This window comes from Amycolatopsis alba DSM 44262 (genome assembly GCF_000384215.1).
In the GTDB taxonomy this organism is placed as follows: domain Bacteria; phylum Actinomycetota; class Actinomycetes; order Mycobacteriales; family Pseudonocardiaceae; genus Amycolatopsis; species Amycolatopsis alba.
In genome coordinates, this window is sequence record NZ_KB913032.1 from 8,266,651 (window position 1) to 8,288,314 (window position 21,664).

Annotated in this window: 25 protein-coding genes; 14 read left to right on the forward strand and 11 right to left on the reverse strand. The window is 67.0% G+C overall.

What is annotated here, in order from left to right; genetic code table 11:
* Positions 1 to 160: 160 nt before the first annotated feature.
* Positions 161 to 601: a flavodoxin gene (locus AMYAL_RS48860; RefSeq protein WP_245193289.1), complete on the reverse strand. Its 441-nt coding sequence runs from the start codon at positions 599 to 601 to the stop codon at positions 161 to 163.
* Between the two features lie 219 nt (positions 602 to 820).
* On the opposite strand from AMYAL_RS48860, the gene AMYAL_RS0138430 reads away from it, so the two are divergent.
* A complete protein-coding gene (locus tag AMYAL_RS0138430; protein ID WP_020636621.1) occupies positions 821 to 1,840 on the forward strand; it encodes an Acg family FMN-binding oxidoreductase in 1,020 nt (339 codons plus the stop codon).
* 15 nt (positions 1,841 to 1,855) lie between these two features.
* On the forward strand, positions 1,856 to 2,095 hold the full coding sequence (locus tag AMYAL_RS0138435) for an SHOCT domain-containing protein (protein WP_020636622.1): 240 nt from the start codon (positions 1,856 to 1,858) through the stop codon (positions 2,093 to 2,095).
* Between the two features lie 166 nt (positions 2,096 to 2,261).
* Here AMYAL_RS0138435 and AMYAL_RS0138440 read toward each other — a convergent pair whose 3' ends face one another.
* Positions 2,262 to 3,947 carry a SulP family inorganic anion transporter gene (locus AMYAL_RS0138440; protein WP_020636623.1) on the reverse strand — a complete coding sequence of 562 codons (1,686 nt, stop codon included), beginning with the start codon at positions 3,945 to 3,947 and terminating at the stop codon, positions 2,262 to 2,264.
* On the reverse strand, positions 3,944 to 4,582 hold the full coding sequence (locus tag AMYAL_RS0138445) for a lycopene cyclase family protein (RefSeq protein ID WP_039794787.1): 639 nt from the start codon (positions 4,580 to 4,582) through the stop codon (positions 3,944 to 3,946). Before AMYAL_RS0138445 ends, AMYAL_RS0138440 begins: the two co-directional genes overlap by 4 nt.
* A gap of 150 nt (positions 4,583 to 4,732) precedes the next feature.
* Here AMYAL_RS0138445 and AMYAL_RS0138450 point away from each other — a divergent pair, with 150 nt between their 5' ends.
* The 3 genes from AMYAL_RS0138450 (at position 4,733) to AMYAL_RS0138460 (ending at position 7,004) form a co-directional block, all read left to right on the forward strand.
* Positions 4,733 to 5,632, forward strand: a complete 900-nt coding sequence (locus tag AMYAL_RS0138450) for a universal stress protein (RefSeq protein ID WP_245193291.1) — start codon at positions 4,733 to 4,735, stop codon at positions 5,630 to 5,632.
* A gap of 16 nt (positions 5,633 to 5,648) precedes the next feature.
* Positions 5,649 to 6,314, forward strand: a complete 666-nt coding sequence (locus AMYAL_RS0138455) for a CBS domain-containing protein (RefSeq protein ID WP_020636625.1) — start codon at positions 5,649 to 5,651, stop codon at positions 6,312 to 6,314.
* Between the two features lie 105 nt (positions 6,315 to 6,419).
* Complete coding sequence (locus AMYAL_RS0138460) at positions 6,420 to 7,004, forward strand: DoxX family membrane protein (RefSeq protein WP_020636626.1); 585 nt, start codon at positions 6,420 to 6,422, stop codon at positions 7,002 to 7,004.
* Between the two features lie 265 nt (positions 7,005 to 7,269).
* Here AMYAL_RS0138460 and AMYAL_RS0138465 read toward each other — a convergent pair whose 3' ends face one another.
* The 4 genes from AMYAL_RS0138465 to ppk2 all read right to left on the reverse strand — a co-directional run bounded on the left by AMYAL_RS0138465 (position 7,270) and on the right by ppk2 (position 10,429).
* On the reverse strand, positions 7,270 to 7,845 hold the full coding sequence (locus AMYAL_RS0138465; protein WP_020636627.1) for a CBS domain-containing protein: 576 nt from the start codon (positions 7,843 to 7,845) through the stop codon (positions 7,270 to 7,272).
* Between the two features lie 75 nt (positions 7,846 to 7,920).
* Complete coding sequence (locus AMYAL_RS0138470) at positions 7,921 to 8,427, reverse strand: universal stress protein (protein WP_026467790.1); 507 nt, start codon at positions 8,425 to 8,427, stop codon at positions 7,921 to 7,923.
* Positions 8,424 to 8,693, reverse strand: coding sequence for a hypothetical protein (locus AMYAL_RS50620; RefSeq protein ID WP_245193293.1), 270 nt, complete (start codon positions 8,691 to 8,693; stop codon positions 8,424 to 8,426). Before AMYAL_RS50620 ends, AMYAL_RS0138470 begins: the two co-directional genes overlap by 4 nt.
* Before the next feature lie 917 nt (positions 8,694 to 9,610).
* The gene (gene ppk2, locus AMYAL_RS0138480) at positions 9,611 to 10,429 is read right to left on the reverse strand and encodes a polyphosphate kinase 2 (RefSeq protein ID WP_020636630.1); all 819 of its coding nucleotides are present in this window, start codon (positions 10,427 to 10,429) and stop codon (positions 9,611 to 9,613) included.
* Positions 10,430 to 10,651: 222 nt separating this feature from the next.
* On the opposite strand from ppk2, the gene AMYAL_RS47215 reads away from it, so the two are divergent.
* Positions 10,652 to 11,701 carry an Acg family FMN-binding oxidoreductase gene (locus AMYAL_RS47215; protein ID WP_020636631.1) on the forward strand — a complete coding sequence of 350 codons (1,050 nt, stop codon included), beginning with the start codon at positions 10,652 to 10,654 and terminating at the stop codon, positions 11,699 to 11,701.
* 357 nt (positions 11,702 to 12,058) lie between these two features.
* Positions 12,059 to 14,854: a cation-translocating P-type ATPase gene (locus tag AMYAL_RS47220; protein WP_020636632.1), complete on the forward strand. Its 2,796-nt coding sequence runs from the start codon at positions 12,059 to 12,061 to the stop codon at positions 14,852 to 14,854.
* Here the strand turns inward: AMYAL_RS47220 and AMYAL_RS0138495 are convergent.
* Positions 14,807 to 15,898: an FAD-dependent oxidoreductase gene (locus tag AMYAL_RS0138495; RefSeq protein WP_020636633.1), complete on the reverse strand. Its 1,092-nt coding sequence runs from the start codon at positions 15,896 to 15,898 to the stop codon at positions 14,807 to 14,809. The genes AMYAL_RS47220 and AMYAL_RS0138495 overlap by 48 nt on opposite strands.
* Before the next feature lie 84 nt (positions 15,899 to 15,982).
* Between AMYAL_RS0138495 and AMYAL_RS0138500 the strand changes: the two genes are divergently transcribed.
* Positions 15,983 to 16,576, forward strand: a complete 594-nt coding sequence (locus AMYAL_RS0138500; RefSeq protein WP_143267713.1) for a TetR/AcrR family transcriptional regulator — start codon at positions 15,983 to 15,985, stop codon at positions 16,574 to 16,576.
* 452 nt (positions 16,577 to 17,028) lie between these two features.
* On the opposite strand, the gene AMYAL_RS49660 is transcribed toward AMYAL_RS0138500, so the two are convergent.
* Positions 17,029 to 17,307, reverse strand: coding sequence for a hypothetical protein (locus AMYAL_RS49660; protein WP_020636636.1), 279 nt, complete (start codon positions 17,305 to 17,307; stop codon positions 17,029 to 17,031).
* A gap of 53 nt (positions 17,308 to 17,360) precedes the next feature.
* Between AMYAL_RS49660 and AMYAL_RS0138515 the strand changes: the two genes are divergently transcribed.
* Together AMYAL_RS0138515 and AMYAL_RS0138520 are read left to right on the forward strand one after the other, a co-directional pair.
* A complete protein-coding gene (locus tag AMYAL_RS0138515) occupies positions 17,361 to 17,612 on the forward strand; it encodes an Atu4866 domain-containing protein (protein WP_020636637.1) in 252 nt (83 codons plus the stop codon).
* Positions 17,609 to 18,358 (forward strand): SDR family NAD(P)-dependent oxidoreductase, encoded by a 750-nt coding sequence (locus AMYAL_RS0138520; protein ID WP_020636638.1) that lies wholly within the window; start codon positions 17,609 to 17,611, stop codon positions 18,356 to 18,358. Before AMYAL_RS0138515 ends, AMYAL_RS0138520 begins: the two co-directional genes overlap by 4 nt.
* 298 nt (positions 18,359 to 18,656) lie before the next feature.
* On the opposite strand, the gene AMYAL_RS50910 is transcribed toward AMYAL_RS0138520, so the two are convergent.
* Entirely contained in the window at positions 18,657 to 18,785 is a 129-nt protein-coding gene (locus AMYAL_RS50910) for a hypothetical protein (RefSeq protein WP_020636639.1), read from the reverse strand.
* A gap of 296 nt (positions 18,786 to 19,081) precedes the next feature.
* Between AMYAL_RS50910 and AMYAL_RS0138530 the strand changes: the two genes are divergently transcribed.
* The 4 genes from AMYAL_RS0138530 to AMYAL_RS0138540 all read left to right on the forward strand — a co-directional run bounded on the left by AMYAL_RS0138530 (position 19,082) and on the right by AMYAL_RS0138540 (position 21,119).
* Positions 19,082 to 19,549, forward strand: coding sequence for a hypothetical protein (locus AMYAL_RS0138530; protein WP_020636640.1), 468 nt, complete (start codon positions 19,082 to 19,084; stop codon positions 19,547 to 19,549).
* Between the two features lie 153 nt (positions 19,550 to 19,702).
* A complete protein-coding gene (locus AMYAL_RS49665; protein WP_143267712.1) occupies positions 19,703 to 19,900 on the forward strand; it encodes a hypothetical protein in 198 nt (65 codons plus the stop codon).
* A 56-nt stretch (positions 19,901 to 19,956) separates the two neighbouring features.
* The gene (locus tag AMYAL_RS0138535) at positions 19,957 to 20,253 is read left to right on the forward strand and encodes a DUF1232 domain-containing protein (protein WP_020636641.1); all 297 of its coding nucleotides are present in this window, start codon (positions 19,957 to 19,959) and stop codon (positions 20,251 to 20,253) included.
* Positions 20,254 to 20,315: 62 nt separating this feature from the next.
* Positions 20,316 to 21,119, forward strand: a complete 804-nt coding sequence (locus tag AMYAL_RS0138540; RefSeq protein ID WP_039794792.1) for a metallophosphoesterase — start codon at positions 20,316 to 20,318, stop codon at positions 21,117 to 21,119.
* Between the two features lie 24 nt (positions 21,120 to 21,143).
* On the opposite strand, the gene AMYAL_RS0138545 is transcribed toward AMYAL_RS0138540, so the two are convergent.
* The gene (locus AMYAL_RS0138545; RefSeq protein WP_143267711.1) at positions 21,144 to 21,431 is read right to left on the reverse strand and encodes a hypothetical protein; all 288 of its coding nucleotides are present in this window, start codon (positions 21,429 to 21,431) and stop codon (positions 21,144 to 21,146) included.
* Positions 21,432 to 21,664 lie beyond the last annotated feature (233 nt).

The window sequence follows — 21,664 nt, forward strand, 5'->3', positions numbered from 1 at the left end:
CACGACGTGGTCACTCACGACCGTCTCGATCGCACGTCGCTCACCGTCCTCTTCACGTCATCGGCGGTGGAGGGCCGAAGGTCCCCACGTCTCGTGCCCCGAGTCCGCCTTCCCTCGAAGAGCAACGAGAACGGGAGGAAACACCGCCGGGATGGGTGGGTCATCCGGCCGCTGTCTCCATCAGCCGTGCGGCGAGCGTGGTGCCCCAGGCCTCGGCGCGTTCCTGCACGCCGTCGCACAGGATGGTGGCGTTCTTGCTCACGTCCACGAAAAGCTCTCCGGCGGGAGAAGCGGCACACCGCGGCGCTTCAGCAGCAACTTCCGCGCGCCGACCGCGGCCGAGCCGGTAAGCCATCGAGCACGGTGGAGTCTCGTGTCGAAGGCAGCGACGGGGACTCGTCGCGACGCCGACGGCAAGGCGTTCAACCATTCCCGTACACCGGTCGACGAGCGCACGCCGCCTTCGACCTGCTGCTGCGCGCTCTTGCGGGTACCGGGCGCCGTCGACGTTGACGACGTCGACCTCGCAGGACGTGGCCAATCCCTTGCCGATCGCCCTGGCGACGATTTCGGTGTTACCGAACATCGACTCGAACACCACGAGTACCTGCATCATGATTCTCCTTGCCGGGCTCGTTCAAGACGCGGGTCACGGCTCGGTGCCATCCGGATCCGGCCTGATTCGACGGTCCCGCGTGGCCGCGCGGGAGAACAGAAACGAACGGCCCGGCGAACCAGGCCCTCCGGCCCTCCACCGCACACCTCTCCCGGAGAACCCTGAAACGCGGCCCTTCCCCGCTCTACAGAGGCAGGTTTTGCGATGGATCACGGCCTTCCCGACGACTTCACCGTCGAATCCGCGGTGGCCCTGGCCTGCCGCGCTCCCTCAGTGCACAACTCCCAGCCCTGGCAATGGCGCGTCGGGGACCGCACCCTCCATCTCTACGCAGATCGGAGCCGGCAGCTGGCCGGGACCGATCCCGACGGACGCGATCTCATGCTCGGCTGCGGTGCGGCCCTGCATCATCTCCGGGTCGGCTTCGCGGCCTTGGGCTGGCGGGCCGAGGTGCACCGGCTACCCAACCCCGCCGAGCCGGGCCACCTCGCGTCCGTCGAGCTGCACCGGCACGAGCCCACCCAGGAGGACATCACCCTCGCCGCCACGATCCCCCGGCGACGGACAGACCGGCGCAGGCACAGCTCCTGGACCGTGCCCACCGGTTACCTCGACGACCTGGCCCGGCACGCGGCCGACGAAGGCACGATCCTCCGCCTCGCGCTCGACGCCGCCCGCTACCACCTCGCCCGCGCCATCTCCGAAGCCGCCGAGGCCCATGCGGCAGATCCCGTATACCGGACCGAACTCGCCGCCTGGAGTGGCAGGCACACCGCGCCCGACGGCGTCCCGTCGGCGAACGCGCCCTCTCAGGACGACACTCCAGGCGCCCTGCCGACGCGCGCGTTCGCCGACCCCAAGCTGGACCAGCCCGAAGGCGCGTCAGGTGAGGCGGACGAAACCGTGCTCCTCGTGCTGAGCACCGCTTCGGATGACCCCATGTCGCGGCTTCGTGCCGGCGAGGCCACCAGCGCGGTTCTGCTCGCCGCGACCAGCCTCGGCCTCGCCACCTCTCCGCTCACCGAACCACTGGAAGTGGCGGACACCCGGACGAAGGTGCGCGACCTGGTCGCCGGCGGCACCTTCCCGCAGATGGTGCTGCGGACCGGTTGGGCGCCGGTCAACGCAGACCCGCTGCCCGCGACCCCGCGCCGAAACCTGGACGAGGTCCTCTCACCGCTCGGGACACCGGTGGGCGGAGAAGTGCGCTATCAGAGTCACTGATCGAAAGGGGCCACCATGCCTTACTGGCACTACTACACCGACGATGGCGGCGGCTGGATCGGCATGGTGCTCATGCTGATCACCGTGCTCATCCTGGTCGGTGGTCTCATCACGGTCTCGGCGATCCTGTTGCGCCGCGCCGGCCAGACCTCGACCGGGCACGACGACGCGATCAAGATCCTGAACGAACGCTTCGCCCGTGGAGAGATCGACAAGGACGAGTTCGAAGCGCGGCGTGCCGCACTTCGAGGGTGAACGGGCGTGCCCACGAAGGGACAGGCGATGTCACGGACGGCCAAACCCGGCCCGTCTCCGATCCGATCCCACTCTCAAGCTCGCCCGGACCTTCCGGACGGCGCCGATGGGTGATCCCCGCGGTCTTCTTCAGCGGGACCAAGTACCCGCTGTCGGGCCCCCTCGATCACCCAGCGCCGGCAGGTGCCGTCCCTCTCCGGCGGAAGGCCTCGACCACGCTGGGCAGCGTCGGATACAGCGATCCGGAGCCGATGAGCTCGAGAAGGCCAGCGGCGTCGAGGTCGTCCCGTAGCTCCTGCTTCACTCTGGCGAGCGCGAACGTGACCCCACGACGTCGCAACTCCTCGCAGAACTCGCGCAGGGCATCAGCCGCCGTGACATCGATCTCGACATTGGCTTCGGCGTTGAGAACGAACCATTCGACCCGCTCCTCGCCGTCCAGCGCCGCGAGTGCTCGCCGCCGGAAGTCATCGGCGTTGGCGAAGCAGAGTGGTGCGTCGTATCGGTAGATCACGAGCCCTGGCTCAGTCGTCGCGTCGGGATAATCGTCGACGTCGTGCATTCCAGGGACACCGGAAACGAAACCGAGCACGGCGCCGTGCGGCCGCGCCAGCCTGCGCAGAAGGTCCAAAATAGACAACCTGACTGCGGCGAGCACACCGTTGAGGACACCCAGGCCGACCACGGCGAGCAAGGTCGACACCGTCAGGACGAACTCGCTACGCCGGAACCGGGCGATTCGCCGGAACCGGGCGATTCGCCGGAACTCACGGATGTCGATCAGCTTCAACGCCGCGTAGACGACGATCGCCGCCAGTGCGGCCTTGGGGAAGCCGGCCAGTAGCGGCCCCGCGAAGAGAATCGCCACCAGGACCGTGACGAGCGCGGTGATCGAGTAAAGCTGGGTCCTGGCACCCATCGCGGACGCCAGCGCGGTCCGGCTGCCACTCGAACTGACCGGAAACCCGTGCAGAAGTCCCGAGGAGAGGTTTGACGCGGCCAGGGCACGCAGTTCACGATCGGCATCGACTCGATCGCCGTGCTCACCCGCGAAGGCACGGGCGGTCAGGACGTTGTCGGAGAAGCCGACGAGCGCGATCCCCACCGCGGGCAACAGCAGGTTCCACAGATCTGCTCCGTCCAACGCCGGAAGACCAGGTACGGGTAGCGACTCCGGAATCGTTCCGATCACTCGGATTCCTTCTTCGGTCAGCGAAAAGCCGGCGACCACGGCGGCGGCCGCCAGTACCGCTGCCAACGGTCCGGGGAATCGCGGGAGCCAGCGCTGGAGCACCAGCAAGGAAGCCAGCACCAGACCGCCGAGGGCCAGGGTCGGCCAGTGCGGGTGCTCGATGTTCGCGAGGAACGAGCGGAATTCCGCGATCATCCCGTCGCCCGTGACGGGGACACCGGTCAGCTTGCCCAGCTGGCTCACGATCATCAGCACCGCGATCCCGGCCATGTAGCCGGTCAGCACCGGTTTCGACAGCAGATCCGCCAGCACGCCGAGCCTGGCCAGTCCGGCGAGCAGGCACAAGGCCCCGACCAAGAGGGCCAGCATGGCCGCGAGCGCGCCGTAGCGGAGAGGATCTCCCGCGGCGAACGGGCCCAGCGCGACGGCGGTCATCAACGCGGTCGTCGACTCCGGACCTACCGAAAGCAGCCTCGACGATCCCAGCATCGCGTAGACGGCCAGAGGTCCTGCCACCGCCCACAGTCCGGCCTCCGGGGGCAGGCCCGCGACCTCCGCGTACGCCATGACCTGCGGTATCAGATACGCGGCGACCGTCGCTCCAGCCAGCAGGTCACCTCGGAGCCAGGAACGCCGATAACCTGTGAAGAAGAGCTTCATCGATGTCTCCGGCGCATCGCGGAGTACAGCGAAGGCGGTAAGCGCGCGAACAGTTTCCCCTCCTGCGGCAGGGAATTCTCCTCGTCGAGGAAGTGCAGAACCTGTTCGGTCGAACAGGTTGGAAAGACCTGTTCGAGTAACGCAGGATCGCCGGCTACGGCATCCAGAAGGTTTTGGTCCCGATGGTGAGAATCGAGCCACGCCTGCGGTCTACAGCCCACGAAGCTCGCGGCACGGCTCTGGGAAGTACGGAAGTCGAAGAAGGTGGGCACGGCCGAGTCGAACGCCGGCTCGGCCGTGCGCACATACCAGCCGCGGAAGATGAGCCAGCCGTCGATCCGGACTGGACCGTGACGAAGAACGCTGTCGAACACCCGGTCGGCACGCAGGATCTCACCGTCCACAATGGCTTCGACGCTCTGGCCCGCCTGCCGGATCTCGGTGACCCGCCCGCCGCGGAAGTGGACCTCGTCTCGTTTCGCGGCTTCCCTGGTGACCGCGGCCTCCAGATCGTCGCCGCGGACGAAGTGATACTTGTACCGGCCGAGACCGACGATCCCGTTGTCCACGACGACGATCGGCCCCAGAGACTCGGGCCGCGCCACCAGATGCGCCACGAGACGGAGGATCGTCATCGACCGAGTGCACAGCTTCGCGCGTCCACACACCAGTGACCAGAGACGCACCCGAGGTCCCTGGAATCCGGGACCAACGGCACCGGACCGCGCGCGTCCGCCCGCTTAGCTTTGGCCTCGTAGCGTCGTGGCGAGCGGAAAGAGCCGATGATGACCCGAACTCTCCGGCTGACCGGGCCGATCGTGGTCGGCGCCGACGGATCCACCGGTGCTCAGGCGGCCGTCACCTGGGGTATTCAGGCCGCCGAACGGCACGAAACCTCCCTCGAACTGTGGCATGCACTCGGAATCCCCGACTACTACCTGGGCGGCGTCCCGCCGACCGATGACCTCTTGCGCAAGATCCGAACCCGAGGGGAGGCGATTCTCCGTGAAGCGGCCGACACCGCCGGACATGCCCACGGCCCCGCTCTCGAGACGCACATCGCCGACGACTCCGCGGCTCCCGCGCTGATCGAGACCTCGGGCACCGCCCGGATGATCGTCCTCGGTTCCACCGTGCACAGCCGGTTCACCTCGCTGTTCGGCGGCTCGGTGACGACCGCGCTCGCCGGGCACGCTCGTTGTCCCGTCGTGTCGGTGCGGGGCCGGACCTGGGATCTGCCAGCCGCTTGGCAGCGACCTGTCGTGGTCGGCGTCGACGGAAGCCCCTCCGCTGAACCCGCGATCGCGGCGGCCTTCGACGAGGCTTGCGCACGGGGTGCCGATCTGGTCGCGGTGCACGCGTGGGAAGACGTATCGGCTACCCGCTCCTTCGGCGATCCCGCGAGCAGGTACGGCTGGGGTTCGTTCACCGATTCCGCTCAACGGATGCTCACCCAGCAGGTGTCGATGTACCGCGACGGCTACCCCGACGTCGAGGTACACCAAGTCGTCGTGCACGACGAACCCCGTCAGGAGCTGCTGCGCTGGAGCGCCGAGGCACAACTGGTCGTGGTAGGCAGTCGAGGCCGCGGCGGGTTCAGTGGCCTCTTGCTCGGCTCGACCGGGCAGAGCCTGGTCCATCACGCGGCCTGCCCGGTGCTGATCGCCCGCACCGCGAAGTCATGAACGAAGGAGCCCTCCCATGTGCACCACCGTTTCGGAGGTCATGACCTCCGACCCGATCGCGGTCGCGCCGGACGCCTGCTACAAGCAGATCGCCGCACTGATGACGACGCACCGGATCAGCGCGGTGCCCGTCGTCGACGACACCGGGATACCGATCGGAGTGGTCTCCGAAGCCGATCTCCTGGCCCGGTTCCGCGGCCCGCGGCCCGCCTTGCTCGCCGGTCGCCGCGCCAGAGACGAGTCACGCAAAGCAAAAGCCTTGATCGCCGGAGATCTGATGACCACCCCGGCCGTCACGATCGAAGCAGGCACCTCGCTCTCCGCTGCGGCGGCCCGGCTCGCCGAGAAGGCCGTTCGGCGGCTGTTCGTCGTCGAAGACGGAAGACTCGTCGGCGTCGTGTCACGCCGGGATCTGCTGTCCTCTTTCCGGCGCACCGACGAGGACATCCGTGGCGAAATCGAACGCGACGTCCTCGCCGGGGCGCTCAGAGTGGCTCCGGGAAAGGCATCCGTCACGGTCGTCGACGGTGTCGTGACGCTTCTCGGCAGGCTCGACAACCGCGGCGCGGTCGAACGCGCGGGTTCTCTCGCGAGAGAGGTACCTGGCGTGGTCACCATCCGGAATCGGCTGGATTTCGTCTGGGACGACGATGTCGTCCGGCCCGCTCACCTCGGTACCTGATCCGCGCCGCGCATCCTGGCGGACCGGGCCTTTCGGCCTCAGAGCCGTACACGGTGTCACAACGGAATCGAATCCACGACGAAGGCCCGAACCAAGGAGGATTCCATGGCCACAACCGAAAGCGAGCACCGGCACAGCATCCCCGGCCAGCATCCGGAAGCCCACGATCGACGATCGCCCGGAGCCTGGAGCCTCGCCGTGCTCCGTGTCGCCACCGGCCTGCTGTTCCTGTGGGCGTTCGCGGACAAGACCTTCGGTCTCGGCTACGCCACCACTTCCGGCAACGCCTGGATCAACGGCGGGTCGCCGACGAAGGGCTTCTTGAGCCGAGTCGACGTCGGCCCGTTCGCCGAGACCCTGCGTTCCTGGGGCGGGACCTGGTGGGCGGACTGGTTGTTCATGGTGGGCCTGTTCGGCATCGGCCTCGCCGTCACGCTGGGGGTGGGGCTGCGGATCTCCGCCGTGACCGGCACCGTGATGATGCTGCTGATGTGGATCGCGGAATGGCCGCCCGGCCGCACCGACGCCGCGGGCGCGCCGACCATGTCCACGAACCCGGTCATCGACTACCACCTGATCTACGCGCTCGTGCTGATCGCGCTCGCCGCGACCGCCTCCGGGAACACCTGGGGTTTGGGAGAACGCTGGGCACGACTGTCCTTCGTGGACCGCAATCACTGGCTCAGCTGACCCCTGCGGGCGTACCCCGGCGCCATTTCCAGTGCCGGGGTACGCCTTTGTCACATGCGGCGAAGATAACGATCGACAAGCGGGCGTTGCCGGACGAGCAGGTTGACCGCGCCCGGACGTGCAGCTCGCGATCACCGAATCGGCGATGGGCCACCCGGATACCGAAGCAAGCAGATCTTCACTGTACTTACGGGAAAGTCCTCCGCACACAAGCGGCGGACGGTGACCAAGTCGCCGTCCACCGGCAAGGCGTTTGTTCCGGCTGTCATGTCGAAGCCGGGTTCCGGTCGGCCAGTACGACGGCGACCACACCCGGCACCGTCCTGGCGAGTGCGTCGAGCACCCGTCGTTCGGCTTCGTCCCGGAACTCTCCGGATACGTGCACGCATCCGCCATCGACCTCGACAGTCCATTTCGGACGGTGCCCGGCGTAGTCGCTCATCAGGCTGTGCACCTGCGCGGCGATCGCGTCGTCGGGCCGGACGAGCGGGCGGAGCAGGTCGCGTCTGCTGACCACACCCACCAGGAAGCCCTCCTCGACGACCGGCAGGCAGCGCAGTCGGTCGGCGAGCATCCGCCTGCCGATCTCCGTGACCTCGGTGGAGGGCGTGATCACCTCGACCGGCACGGACATCAGCTCCCCGACCGTGATCCCTTCGCCGCTGGCCCGGATTCCCCGCAGTGCGTCGAATTCGGTGAAGGTCCCCAAAACCCGGCCTTCGTCATCGACGACCGGCAAACCGGCGAAACCCTTCTCGGTCAGCACGGCCACCGCTTCGCGAAGAGGTGTCGTGGGGGTGGTCGCCACCGCCGGGCTGGTCATGATCTCCGAAGCGCGCATCGGAACCTCCTGGTGTTCGTTCTCTCTTCTCAGGCCGCGGGCCGGGCCTGCGCCATCCGCTGTCCCCGGATCCCGTCAGAGGATCGGACCCGGTTCGTACGAAATGGAGGCCAGGAGCCTGCCGAACCTGCCTTCCGGGGCCACGGCGGGTGGCGGGATCACCGTGACCGGACAGGTCGCGTGGTGCAGGGCGGTCTTGCAGACCGATCCGACCAGCAGTTCACGGATCTTTCCCGTGCCGTGGCTGCCCAGGACCAGCAACGCGGCGTTCTCAGACCGCTCGACCAGCGTGTCGCCGGGATCCCCCTGGGGGACGTCGTAGGTGATTTCGAGCCCTTTGTGGTCACCGAGGATCTTGGTGGTCGCCGCTTCCAAGGCCTTCAAGTGGACATCTGTCGCCTCGGCCACGGTCCGGTTCGCGGACGCGTCGTCCAACGCCGAATCGTGCACCCAGACGTTGACCACCTGCAGCGCGGCCCCCTGTCTGACCGCTTGACCGGCGGCCCAGCGCACCGCCGCGGCGGAACCCGCCGAACCGTCCAGGCCGACGACGATCCGGTTCTCCGGCGCGTTTTCCATCATGACGTACTTCCTTTCCTTACGGGTTTTTCCCGAGGTTCTTCGACCACGACCACCGTTTGAGGGAAGCCAACGGCGCGGCTGATGCCGGCGAGCGTCCCGCGGACCGACGGGGTGCCGAAAGGTTCAGTGAACGCGTTGCCCACCAAGCCGTACTCAGCTGCCGCGAGCACCAAGCGCTGCGCGACCAGGCCGGCCCGGACGAGCTGTTCCCGCGCTTCCGTCGCGGTGCCGACGAGGAACGCGACCCACGAGTCGTCCGAAGTCACTTTCCGGATGATCTGCCCGCCGACCCTGGGCAAGTCACGAACTTGTGAGGGGCGGAGCAGCCGGCTTCGGACACCTTCTGCCTCGCACCCCTTGCCGACCGTTCGCCCCCAAGCGGCCATCACAGACGGGGGCGGCTTGGTACACCGTCCGGACAGGGCGGCGAAACGGGCGAAATCCGCGGCGGTGGGCCGGATCCGACGCACGGATTTGAGTCTGGCCACCCGATCGAACCCGAGGGCGTCGGAAGTCAAGTCGCTCCACGGCGCCCAGCCCAGCACCCGGACCGCACATTCGAGGTCGGCCAGTACCGCTCCGCAGGCGATCAGTCGCGCGCGTCCGCCCCGGTCCCTCGGCCAGTGCTTGTTCACCGGGCGTTCGTACAGGTCGAGCGAGTCCTCGTGGAATGAAAGTGTCCATGAGGCGCCGATCCACCCCTTCGACGCCTGGCGCGCCGCCGCCACGAGGATCCTCTTCTCCTCCGTTGACCACACGTGCGCGGAGATCCCGCTGAGAGAAGTAGTCATCGCCGCTCTACCACCCACCCTGCGACATCAGTGTGCCGGTCGTGGGCGGGCCCTGGGTTCGGCAACGCGGCCGTGGCAATCGTCGACCGGGTGAGGGGCATCGTGCTTCACCTGCCTTTCGCAGGATTCAGCGTCTCGCGTACGGAGAGAGCGCGGCAGTGGCCGTTGGCCCGGCGTGCCGGGACCTTCGGCACCGCTAGCGGGACGCGAACTCGCGCCATTCCTTTTGCCACAGGCCGGATCGGGCCCTGTCGAGCAGGATCCGGATACACCGTCGGGCGTCTCCAGGCACCATCGGCCTTCTTTCACCCTCAACGTCAGGCCGTTGTTCGGCAGACGCAGGGAAGCCGTGTCGAAGTACACGGATTCGCGCGCGGTCTTGACGGTCGCGCTCATGGCCCTGTCTCCTTCAAGGTCGCCGCGTGATCGGGAACATAGGTCTGCAACAGTCGGTCCGGACGGAGGTAGCCGTTCGACTCCGGACGTGCAGGGAGGAACACCTCCTCTTGAGGGACTTCGGAGTACGGCACGCTCGCCAGAAGATGTGCGATCATGTTCAGCCGTACACGCCGTTTTTCATCGCTTTCGACCACATACCAGGGAGATTCAGTGATGTCGGTATGCACGAACATGTCGCCCTTCGCCCGCGAGTAGTCCTCCCATTGCGTCACGGATCGCAGATCGATCGTGGAGAGCTTCCAGCGGCGCATCGGATCGTCGATCCGGCTTCGGAACCGCCGTTCCTGCTCGTCCCTGCTGACGGAGAACCAGTACTTGCGCAGGAGGATGCCGTCGTCGACAAGCAGCCGTTCGAAGATCGGGCACTGCTGAAGGAACCGCCGATGTTCCTCAGGAGTGCAGAAACCCATCACCCGCTCGACCCCGGCGCGGTTGTACCAGCTGCGGTCGAACAGGACGATCTCCCCCGCCGCGGGCAAATGCTCGACGTAGCGCTGGAAGTACCATTGCGTCCGCTCCCGTTCGGTCGGCCCTGGCAGAGCCGCGATCCGCACCACGCGCGGGTTCAGGTGCTCGATGACCCGTTTGATCGTGCTGCCTTTCCCCGCCGCGTCCCTGCCCTCGAACATCACGACCACCCGTGCGCGCTCGTGCCGGACCCACTCCTGGAGCTTGACCAGTTCGGCCTGCAACCGCAGCAGTTCTCGGTCGTACACCGAGCGCGGGATTCGCGCCTTCTCCTTGCCCGCCATCCTTCGACGGTACGAACGGGAACGGAATCAGGATTCGGCCATACGTCGACAGCGGAGGGGCCTTTGGTCATGGCCGGTGAGAGACGTCTTCCTCCGCACCCGGCTGTCAGGAAAAGGCCGAAGGGCACGTGGCCCTGTCCCGCGCATCGGAGTCCTTCGGCTCTGCGATCGCGATACAGAGGTGGCAAACAATGAAGGCGGCCCGATCCGAGGAGGAAAGCGATGGACCAGAACCTGCCTGACGCGTTCACGGTGAGGGCAGCCGTCGCGCTGGCAGTGCGCGCACCGTCGGTGCACAACAGCCAGCCTTGGGATTGGCGGTGTACCGGTCGCACGGTCGAACTGCGCGCGGATCCAGGCCGTCACCTGCGGCACACCGACCCGGAGGGCCGCGACCTGATCGTCAGTTGCGGGTGCGTACTTCACCACTTCACGGTCGCGGCCGCCGCGCTCGGCTGGGCCGCCCGTGTCGACCGGATGCCCGAACCCGACCTGCTGGCCCGGATCGAACTGGTTCCCCGAATGACCAGTGACGACGACATCGCACTGGCTACGGCGATCCCGCGACGACGTTCCGATCGCCGCTGCTTCGCTTGCCTGTCGCTGCCGAACCGGGAAAAGAATCTCCTGCTACGCAGTGCGAAGAACCACGACGCCGTGTTGCGTTTCATCGACGACGCACCGCAGCTCTCGGCCTTGACGATCGCCGCGATGGAAGCTCAGGGTCTTCACCGCGCCGACCTGGACTACGGGACCGAACTCGCGACCTGGAGCGGACGGCACTACACCGCTGACGGAGTACCCGCGCGAAACGCGGTCCGGACAACCACGGCTGCGCCCTTGGTCAGGGAGTTCTCCGAAGCCCTGCTCACCGACACCGAAGTTCAGGACGGCGCCACCCTGACCGTACTGGCCACCGAGGACGACACACCGCTGAGCAGGCTGCGAGCGGGCGAGGCCGCCAGCGCCGTATTGCTGACCGCGACCGAGCTCGGCCTCGCGTCCTGCCTGGTCACGGAACCGCTGGAGCCGACGAGCACCCGTGGGCTCGTCCGTGACTGTGTCCTGGGCGACGGGCTCGAGCCTCAGGCCATCGTGCGGATCGGACGTCTTCCCGACGGTGCTGTCCCGCTGCCCGCCACCCCTCGGCGGCCGCCTGCCGATGTCCTGACACCGCTGGGGAACTACGGAATCGGCCTGCCGGTACCGGCGCGGACGGGCGAGACCGAATCCGGCCGATCCTCCAGGAGACATCCTCATGAAGGTCGATGAACTGCTGCAAAGGCCAAAGACGGGCTCGAGACCAAGCTGTCTAAGGCGAACCCTATGAGGTCGACGAAGCCGCGGTCATCGTAGCGGCGTCGGTCGACACCGGCGGCGGATTCGGATGACCGGCGTGGCCGCGCTGCTGGCCACCGTTCGCTTCGCGAAGCTCAGATACCACAACGGACACGAAGATTCCTGACGCCCGCTTCAACTTGAGCACAAACTCGTCGCCGCTGGTCAAGAACGTCGGATTTCGTGGCCGATACGGCCCGATCGCCCTGGAAGGACCGCGGGACAGAGGTGCTCGCCAGGCAGGGCCTTGGACCCTATGCCCGAACCGGTCTCCTGACGATGGTTGTCGGTATGACGCTGGACAGTGAGCCGGTCGAAGCGCGCGATCCTCGCGAGCCGCTGACGCGGCTGCTCCGAGATCTGCGTACGAAACCGGAAGGTCTGTCCGGCCGGGAAGCCGCCCGGCGGCTGGTGGTGTACGGCCCGAACGAACTGAGTCGCCGAGGCCATCGTGACTGGCCTCGGCAATTGCTGAGACAGTTCACCCATCCGCTGGCCTTGTTGCTGTGGCTGGCAGCCGGTCTGGCTTTCGTTTCCGGTACCGCGGTGCTCGGATACGCGATCATCGCCGTGATCGTGGTGAACGCCGGATTGGCGTTCGTCCAGGAGCAACAGGCGGAACGAGCAGTGGAGGCTCTCGCGGCCTACCTTCCCGCCACCGCGACGGTACTTCGCGACACCGTCCGCACTACGGTGCCCGCGCGAGAGCTGGTGCCGGGTGACGTGCTGCTCGTCGAGGAGGGCGACCGAGTATCGGCGGACGCCCGATTGATCGACGGCGGTGTCGAGGTCGACCTGTCGACCTTGACCGGCGAGTCGCTTCCCTCATATCGCTCAGCCGCACTGACCGATCTCCGAGGACCTCTCCTCGACGCCCGTGATCTGGTGTTCAGCGGGACCAACTGCACCGGCGGCGAAGCACGGGCGGTGGTGTTCACCACCGGCATGCACACCGAACTGGGCCGGATCGCCGCCCTGTCCCAGCGGGTCGAGCACGAGGAAAGCCCGTTGGAGCGTCAGGTCAAGCGGGCGGCCTGGCTCATCGCCGCGGTCGCGGTGGGAGCAGGTGCCGTGTTCCTGCCGCTGGGCGCTTTGGTCGCCGGGCTGCCGCTTCCGGAAGCGTTCAATTTCGCGATCGGCCTGCTGGTCGCGAACGTACCGGAAGGCCTGCTCCCCACGATCACCCTCGCGCTTGCCGTCGGCGTGCGCGTCCTTGCCAGGGGCGGCGCCGTGGTCAAACGCCTCTCGGCAGTGGAGACTCTCGGTTCCACCACGGTGATCTGTACGGACAAAACGGGGACGCTGACCCGCAACCGCATGGCCGTCACCGATATTTGGACTCCCACCGGCTCGCTGCCCACCGGCGCTTCCCGAGATCCAGGGCCGGTCGCGGTGGCGCTGGCGCAAGCGATGGCGGCATGCTCGAACGCCGAGTTCGATCCCCAGCAACCTGACGACGGCGCCGGCGACCCGACAGAAGTCGCGCTCCTGCGCGCCGCGTCTTCACTGGGAGCGGATGTGGCGGTGCGACTGCGTACCGCGAATCGCCTGCGGCAGTTTCACTTCGACCCGGCTCTGCGCACGATGTCCACAGTGGACAAGGCGGAGGGCAGGCTGTTCGTCCACGCCAAGGGGGCACCCGAGGAGATGCTCGCCAAGACCACTGCGATCATCGATTCCGAAGGCGAAGCTCGCACTCTTACCGATGACGACAGGGCCGCCGTGAACGCCGCGATCGCCACCTACGCGCACCGAGGTCTGCGGCTCTTGGCCGTGGCGCGACGAGCGTTGCCGGACGACGCTCCGGTTCCTGAGCGACGCGAGGACGCGGAGCGGGATCTCGTCCTGCTCGGCGTCGTGGCGATGTTCGATCCTCCCCGGCCAGAGGTGGCCGAAGCCGTCGCGCGCTGTCACACGGCCGGCATCCGGCTTGTGGTGGTCACCGGCGACCACGCCCTGACCGCCGCCGAGATCGCCCGGCAGGTCGGGATCGCCGACGCCGACACCCCGGTTTTGACCGGTGCGGAACTGGAAAAGATGAGCGAAGCCGACCTCGACCGAACACTGCGCGACGGGAAGGAGTTGATCTTCGCGCGCAGTTCTCCCGAAGTGAAGCTTCGCATCGCCGACGCGCTGCGCGCACAGGGCAACGTCGTGGCGATGACCGGCGACGGCGTGAACGACGCGCCCGCTTTGCGGCGAGCGGACATCGGTGTCGCGATGGGAGTGGCGGGTACCGACATCGCTCGTGAGGCGTCGACCATGGTACTGATCGACGACAATTTCGCGACCATTGTCACCGCCGTCGAAGCGGGTCGCCGGGTCTACGACAACGTGCGCAAGTTCATCGTCTACATCTTCGCCCACGCCACGCCCGAGGTCGTCCCGTTCCTGGTCTTCGCACTGTCGGGTGGCGCGATCCCGCTACCACTGACCGTGTTGCAGATTCTCGCCATCGATCTGGGTACCGAGACTCTCCCCGCGCTCGCCCTGGGACGCGAACCGGCGGAACCGGGCCTGATGGAGCGCCCGCCCCGCCGCCGCACCGACAACGTCATCAACGCCCCCATGCTCGGCCGGGCATGGGGCCTTCTCGGCGGTGTCTCTGCCGTTCTGGTGCTGTCCGGCTTCTTTCTCACTCTCACCGACGGCGGGTGGAGCCCTGGTGATCCAGTCGGCCCGGAAACCTCTCTGCACCCCGTGTGGGAGCAGGCGACGACGATGACCTTCCTGGGCATAGTCGCCTGTCAGATCGGAACGTGTTTCGCATCGCGGACCCAGTACGCCTCTCTGCGCTCGATCGGCGTCCTGAGTAACCGCTTGCTGCTCTGGGGCATAGCTTTCGAAATTGCCTTCGCCGCAGCTGTGGTCAGTCTCCCGCCGCTGCAGCGAATCTTCGGGACAGCGGTGCCGCCCGCCGGGCACATGGCACTGTTGCTTCTGTTCCCGCTCGTCGTCTGGGGCGCCGACGAATTGTGGCGTCTACGGCAGCGGTCACGAACGAAGCCGGGCGTCATCGCCACCGCGCCTGCCCTCGGATCACAAACCCCAAGGCCAGGCGCGAGCAGCGAGATTTCTGGCCGCTAAGCCCACCTTGGTCTTCGGCACGAGCATGGCCGCAGCGAGCTTGACGGCACGTTGTTTGGGTACGACTCGGGCACGATGCTCGACCTCGTACCGGCCGAAACCGGCGGACGACGCGGCCGTGAGCGCGGTGGCGAGCGTGTGCGCGCCGGCGATCGCGAGGCTGGAGCCCTCGCCCAGCAGGGAAACACACGAGGCCGCGTCACCGACCAAAGCGATCCGGCCACGTGACCATGATGGGAGGTCGACCACGCTGACCGCGTCGAAGAAGACGTCCTCTGCGTCTCGCAAGCGTTGGAGCAGCGCTGGTACCCGCCAGCCGACGTCATCGTACGTCGTGGTGACGATCTGCTTGTGGCGCGCGGTGTCGCGGTAGTCCACACCGTCGAGCCGCGCACGAAAGATGAACGCGACCCCGCCCTCGTCACGGCACGGGTGAATGGCGACCAGCCTGCCTGGCGTGTTGTGAAGAAGCACATCTTCAGGGTGATCGACCGGCTCGCCGAACGATGTCGTGGCGACATAGATTCCGGTGGGACGGACGAAGGCACGCTCGGGCCCGAAGGCGAGGCGTCGGACGGCGGAGTGCAGTCCATCCGCGCCGATCACGAAGTCGAAGCGGCGGGGTGCCGCCCTGTCGAAGGTGACGTCGACACCGTGCTCGTCCTGACACAGTTCGACGATCGTGTCGTCGAACAAGAACTCGGCCTCGCCGCGGGCCGCCTCGTATAGCTCGGTGACGAGATCGGACCGAGGGATCTCGAACTCATCCCCGTTGGCCGCAGGCAGGCCGACGGTGGCGATCCGATGACCATCACCGCCGATCAGGCGAACCCTTTTCGTTCTTGTCGCGACATCTCGCAGGCGGCCTACGACGCCCATGGCTTCGACAACCGGTAAAGCCGGCCCGCGAACGTCGACGGGATTACCGCTGGAGCGCATCCCCTGGGCCCGCTCCACCACAGTGACCTTCAAGCCGTTACGCGCCAGCCAGTAGGCGAGAGTCGAGCCTGCGACCCCTGCGCCGCAGATCAGCACGTCATCCATACCGAGCCACCTTATCAGCAGTGAGTGCAGATCAGCAATGACCGCAAGTTTGCACTCACTGCCGCCACGCGTATGCTGCCCGGCATGTCCCTCCGTGATCGAAAGCGAGCACGCACCCGCCAGGCACTGATCGACGCGGCGACGGAACTCTTCGAGCGCAAGGGCTACGACGAGACGACGATCGCCGACATCACGGCGGCCGCGGAGATCGGCGCACGGACGTTCTTCAGCTATTTCGCCGGCAAGGAAGAGCTGCTGTTCCCGGACGCCGACGAGCGAGTACAAGCCGCCGTCGACGCCATCGCCACTCGCGAACCGGACGAAGGTCCTGCCGACGTGCTACTGCGAGCCCTGAGCGAGGTCACGGCCACCAGCGACGAACTGGTCAGCCCCCTGGCGGCATTGCGACTCCGGATGATCCAGACCGTGCCAGCCGTCCGCGGCCGCGCGCTCCAGGAGCAGCTCCGCGCGCAACGTGAGATCGCGAAACATCTTGCAGACGCCTTCCCCGACCAGATCGACCCGATAAGGGCGGCGGCACTGACAGGGGCGTTCGTCGGCGCGGTCGCCGGCGCTCTCCAGGCCCTGCTCGACGACGCCGACGGAACCGACCCTGTCGCCCTGCAGACCGCGATGAGGACCGCGACCGAAGTCGCACTCGCGCCCTGGCGGCGTTAACAGTGGCGGAGCCGGGCTATCTGTTCCAGTCCACGACGCGCAGATCAGGTGCGCAAGTCCCTACGGTGATAGCGAAGCGCTATCACCACCCCGATGACAAGCAAGAGTAGGCCGACCTCAGCCCAGTCGGGTGGCTCGCGGGGCACGCAGGCCAGGTGGGTGTATGACGAGAGATACCTGAGCCGCTCAGGTGAGCGGATGCTCTGCAGGGTCACGGTGGCCCGAAAGCCGCCGGCAACCGGGAGCACGCCCACGCCGCGACCGCACGAGGTGCCCAACCGAACGCGAGGACCGCGACACCGACGACGAGGATGCCTTCGTCCGTGTGAGCAGCACGATCCCGAAACTCGGGTGGGTGAACTTGACAAGGTGGTTATGAGACCCAACCACCACCTCGGCGTAGAGCACACCCCGGTGCGGCAACGGAGCCGAGCCCTGGGTTGCGCTGTCGATCAGCTCAACCAGGTGTCTGGTAGCGCCGCCTCGAGTCGTTGTTTGGTCAGGTTGCTGACGTACTCGCCAAGGAGTGGATTCACGCAGTGCTTGACGACGGCCTCGTGCCGTTCCGGGGCCGGGCAGATCATGATCGCGAGCATGCGGGTCGCCCGTATCGGTTCACTCTGGAGAGTCGGCGGGGACGCGCACAACACCATTTCCCTGCTGGTCAGGTGTTCGGCGCGGGTGGCGTAGTCCGGGCACGCGGCCGGTCCGGCTGGGTGGGTGCGGCACACCCGGCCACCACACGTCCTGCCATCGCTTTTCGCCGTCACCGACGCTGGTCGGTATGACGAACGATATCGACGTGGTCGGCATGTGGGTCACCGCGGACGGCCATATCCGGCAAGAACTGCGCGCTGACGGGCGCTACGACGAAGCGCGCGGCACACGCCGCAACGCCTACACCGGTCGCTACACGGTGACCGGGAGCCACCTCGGCTACGTGGACGACACCGGGTTCACCGCCACGGGCGACATCCGCGATGACGTGCTCCACCACGAGCATCTCGTCCTCTACCGCGAGCAGGCGCGGCGATGAGCGTGGGCAATGAGCTGGCGGGCAAGGTCGCGCTGGTCACCGGCGCCGCCCGCGGCGTCGGTGCGGCGACGGTCGCCTGGTTACACGCCCACGGCGCGCAAGTGCTGGCCACTGACCTCCGCCCCGAGGTGAACGATCTCGCCACCCGGTTCACCGGCGTGTCCACCCTGGTCGGCGACGTGTCGAAGGAGGACACCGCGGTGCGGTCGGTGACCGCGGCGATCGACCGGTTCGGCAGTGTGGACATCCTGGTCAGCAACGCCGGCCGATCGGTGAACAAGCCGATCCTCGAGACCACCGCGGCCGACTGGGACGAACTGATGTCGATCAACGCCCGCGGGGCGTTCCTGCACACACGGGAGGCGTTCCGGGCGATGCGCGAACGCGACGGGGGCGTGATCGTCACCGTCGGGTCGTTCACCTGCACTGCCGGCCTGGCCGAAGCCGCAGCCTACAGCGCGTCCAAAGGAGCGCTGGCGCAGTTGACCAAAGTCCTCGCGCTGGAGGGCGGACCGCACGGCATCCGCGCCAACGTCGTCGCGCCAGGGGTGATCGAGACCGACATGCTCGACAACTTCCGGGCCGACAGCCGGGAGTATCTGCGCTCGTTCGGCGACGCCCACCCCCTGGGCCGGGTCGCGCAGCCCGAAGAGATCGCCGAGGTGATCGGCTTCCTGGCCTCGCCCCGCTCCAGCTTCATCACCGGCGCGGTCGTCGCCGCCGACGGCGGCTACACCGCCGCCTGACTCCCCGGCAACCACAAGAGAGAACAGAGACATCACATGCCCGCACGCCTCGCCGGCAAAAGTCGCGTTGAATCACCGGCGCGACCGGCGCCATCGGTCACGCCACCGTGGAACTGTTCGCCCGTGGCCGATCGAGTGCCGTTGCAGTACTAACCGGCAAGAAATCAGAGCGAAACTGCTGTTGCGTACAGCCGCTCCACACCACAGGTACGCACGGTCCTGCAGCGCGGCGCGGAACTCGGGAAGCCCGAGAACCGTCTGGTCTCGGGCTTCCCGAGTGTGCAGCCCGGCGGGCGGCCTACTTGATCGCCACGTAGAAGCGGTCGTTCTCAGGTTCGGAGCACTGGCCGTCGTAGCGCAGCATCCGGTCGTCGACGTAGTACTGGATCAGCGCGCCGCCGGCGGAACGGTTTTCCCCGTACGGCACGGCCCGTCCCAGCGGTGGGTGCCCTGGGTCCAGTAGCTGCCGGCGGCGCCTTCCCTGGTGCTGACGAAGGGGTATTCGTCGCAGTCCTGCACCCGGATTCCGGCCGGCCTGGCCCGCCGGGTGCGGGAAGTCCGGTGAGGGCGAACACGTCCTTGTAGCTGTCTTTGAGATAGCAGGCGCCGTCCTTGACCTTGCCGTTCTCCTTGTACTGCGGCTCGTTCTCGCTGGTGTCGATGCGGTGCAGCCCCGCCGCCCGCGGATATTCTCGCCATCACCCACGCACAGCAAGGACCACAATGATCGAACCAACCCTTCTTCTCCGCGAGAGCGGAAGCCCCTGGGTCGACTATCACCAGTTCGTGCTGTTCGACGTCGAGTCCGCCGAGGCTCGGGCCTCAGACCTGCCTCCGAAGACTGACGGGGCCATCGCTGTCAGCGGCCACGGGGGAGGCAAGTTCTTCACCTTGGGTGATATGACGGACGTCGAGGTGGACTTCGAACTCTGGACATGGGAACCCACCCCGCCCGCGTCTCCGGATGGAGATCGTTTCGAAGGGTCCTTCACCGTGGACACGGGGCGCGTCGTCCTCGGCTCCGTGACCGGCTCGCCGGCGGACGTCATCATCGAACTGCCCGTTCCCGGCCCTTTCCAGCTACGCGCCTTCCGCACCAGCGCCCCCGCCGAGAACGCAGACTTCCCGGATCTCGACTACCGACACGAGCGATGGCTGATTCAGACCTGGCCATCCAGCACAGACACTTAAGCCTGCGTGACAGGCTCCTCCCAGGTCGGCTACCTCATGGTTTCACGATCGCCGGGACCGGTCATACACTAGGGCTCGCGAGGTCGCGCTTCCCCTCGTGTCCGCTGAATCCGCAAGATCACCGCTGTACGGCCTCGCGCGTAGCCTATCCGGATGCTCGGATCCGCCTGCTTCGTACTGACGAGCGCAGGTGCGGCGATTGCCGGATTCCCCGAAGGGACGCACCGCAGCGACGGGCGCACCGACCGCTTCACTGGCTTCGACAGCGACATTGACGCCGACCGTGACCTCGACCGAGAAGCCGTGGTACACCTGGCAACTTCTACGGCTGTAGCGTCCACCTTCGGATGAGCCGGTGGGCTACCGTGTGCCCTGCTCCGATTGTCGTCGTGATGTGAGGGGATCGCGTGGAGTCTCTGTGGTCGACGCTCGGTGTCGTGGCCGTTGTGCTGATCATCGTCTTCGTGCTGATCGCACTCTTCCTCGGGATCAAGCTGGTTCGGAAACACCGCCAGGTCCATCGGCCGGACACTCCGGTCCCGACCAAGGTCGCCTACTGGCTTTCCTTGATCTACACGGTGTTCCCGTTCGATCTCCTGCCCGACCCGGTCTACTTCGACGACATCGTGGTCCTGACCGGTGGACTGATCTACGTCAGCAGGTCCCTCACCAAGAGGACGCGCGAAGACCGCCAGCTGGACTGAACACGGCCGTCCGGGCTCGAGAATCCGTACTCTTGTTCTTGACGGCTGGTTTGGGGGTGGTCATGGGAAGAATCGCGGCAATCGGCGATGTCGGTGGACATCCGGATCAGCTGCGCCGGGCTTTGGCCCGGCTCGGTGTCACCGAACGAGGATGTCCATCGGACCTCACCGTGATTCAGGTGGGCGATCTCGTCGATCGCGGCCCAGACAGCGCCGGCGTGCTCGACATCGTGGCGGAACTGCTGGACGGGGGACGATGGATCCAGCTCGCCGGAAATCACGAGGCTCAGTACTTACCCGGCGGCGCCGTCTTCTGGCGCGAGCCGCTCGCGGAAAGCGACATCGCTCGGCTGCGAGGATGGTGGGCTGACGGGCGATTGCGTGTGGCCGAGGCCGTCCGGACCGCAGACGGCGAGGACCTGCTGGTCACTCACGCCGGTTTGACACTCGCCTGCTGGCAGCGACTGGGAGAACCGACGTCGGCGACCGAGGCCGCGGAGTTGCTCAACGCGCGTCCCGAGCTGATCTGGGACGTCGGTGAACACGGCCGCGACGGCAACGCGGGTCCTTTGTGGGCGGAATCGGGCGCGGCGCTGCACGAACCCTGGATGGGCTATCGCGGTGTCGTACCCTTCGGTCAGATCCACGGCCACTCCACGGTCGTACGGTTCGCCGATCGGACCTGGCGCTGCACCGGGCGGGTCCGGCAACGCGCGGCTGTCGACTGGCACGCCCGGCACATTCGCGTGCGCGTGGGCGGACGCGTGTTCACCGGCATCGACCCTGGACACGGCCGAACAGGTACCGCCGACTGGCAACCACTGCTTCTCGACGATGCCCGCGTCACGACTCCGGCCTCACGCTAGATCGTCCCTGTGGCCCCAGACGGCCTATGAGACGCCGTCGTGCCACGCGGTGCAGTCCAGGTTCTGGACGCATACCCGCAGCGACACCGGGGTGCCCTCGGGTATGTCCAGGTTTTGCTTGGCGCAGAAGATGTCCGCGCCGGTGCGATCGGTCACCTCGAGCTGGACCGCGCCGTGGAAGCGGAGCTGAGCGGACACGGTCAGCCCGTCATCCATCCTGTCGCAGACCTCGACCTGCTCGTTCAGCACGTCGGGGTAGAACCGCGCGTCGCCCCTGGTGAATGGATACGAGCCGGAGTCCTGGTATTCCACGGAAATCCACGAGTCCGCGGCGGCTACCCCCGTGCCCGTCAGGAGAAAACCCCCAGCGAGCACCAGCGCGGCCCCTGCACCGAACAGTCGACGAGTGAGCACCTGTCCCCCAAGCTGCCTTGCCGTCATCTCGGATTTCCGACATTAACAAGCGCACCTTCACCCAGCGGACCGCCGGTTGGGTGGCCGTTCCGGTCAGTGGCCGCGGCGACGACCCGCGGGCTTTCGGTGCG

Bases quoted from the DNA above. Each gene is read 5' to 3' on its own strand.
- AMYAL_RS0138440 (WP_020636623.1), bottom strand. From the start codon at position 3,947: ATGAAGCTCTTCTTCACAGGTTATCGGCGTTCCTGGCTCCGAGGTGAC.
- AMYAL_RS0138430 (WP_020636621.1), top strand. From the start codon at position 821: ATGGATCACGGCCTTCCCGACGACTTCACCGTCGAATCCGCGGTGGCC.
- AMYAL_RS0138435 (WP_020636622.1), top strand. From the start codon at position 1,856: ATGCCTTACTGGCACTACTACACCGACGATGGCGGCGGCTGGATCGGC.
- AMYAL_RS0138465 (WP_020636627.1), bottom strand. From the start codon at position 7,845: ATGCGCGCTTCGGAGATCATGACCAGCCCGGCGGTGGCGACCACCCCC.
- AMYAL_RS0138470 (WP_026467790.1), bottom strand. From the start codon at position 8,427: ATGATGGAAAACGCGCCGGAGAACCGGATCGTCGTCGGCCTGGACGGT.
- AMYAL_RS0138520 (WP_020636638.1), top strand. From the start codon at position 17,609: ATGAGCGTGGGCAATGAGCTGGCGGGCAAGGTCGCGCTGGTCACCGGC.
- AMYAL_RS0138530 (WP_020636640.1), top strand. From the start codon at position 19,082: ATGATCGAACCAACCCTTCTTCTCCGCGAGAGCGGAAGCCCCTGGGTC.
- AMYAL_RS0138455 (WP_020636625.1), top strand. From the start codon at position 5,649: ATGTGCACCACCGTTTCGGAGGTCATGACCTCCGACCCGATCGCGGTC.
- AMYAL_RS49665 (WP_143267712.1), top strand. From the start codon at position 19,703: ATGCTCGGATCCGCCTGCTTCGTACTGACGAGCGCAGGTGCGGCGATT.
- AMYAL_RS0138540 (WP_039794792.1), top strand. From the start codon at position 20,316: ATGGGAAGAATCGCGGCAATCGGCGATGTCGGTGGACATCCGGATCAG.
- AMYAL_RS0138460 (WP_020636626.1), top strand. From the start codon at position 6,420: ATGGCCACAACCGAAAGCGAGCACCGGCACAGCATCCCCGGCCAGCAT.
- AMYAL_RS0138515 (WP_020636637.1), top strand. From the start codon at position 17,361: ATGACGAACGATATCGACGTGGTCGGCATGTGGGTCACCGCGGACGGC.
- AMYAL_RS0138495 (WP_020636633.1), bottom strand. From the start codon at position 15,898: ATGGATGACGTGCTGATCTGCGGCGCAGGGGTCGCAGGCTCGACTCTC.
- AMYAL_RS47215 (WP_020636631.1), top strand. From the start codon at position 10,652: ATGGACCAGAACCTGCCTGACGCGTTCACGGTGAGGGCAGCCGTCGCG.
- AMYAL_RS47220 (WP_020636632.1), top strand. From the start codon at position 12,059: ATGACGCTGGACAGTGAGCCGGTCGAAGCGCGCGATCCTCGCGAGCCG.
- AMYAL_RS0138445 (WP_039794787.1), bottom strand. From the start codon at position 4,582: ATGACGATCCTCCGTCTCGTGGCGCATCTGGTGGCGCGGCCCGAGTCT.
- AMYAL_RS0138500 (WP_143267713.1), top strand. From the start codon at position 15,983: ATGTCCCTCCGTGATCGAAAGCGAGCACGCACCCGCCAGGCACTGATC.
- ppk2 (WP_020636630.1), bottom strand. From the start codon at position 10,429: ATGGCGGGCAAGGAGAAGGCGCGAATCCCGCGCTCGGTGTACGACCGA.
- AMYAL_RS0138450 (WP_245193291.1), top strand. From the start codon at position 4,733: ATGACCCGAACTCTCCGGCTGACCGGGCCGATCGTGGTCGGCGCCGAC.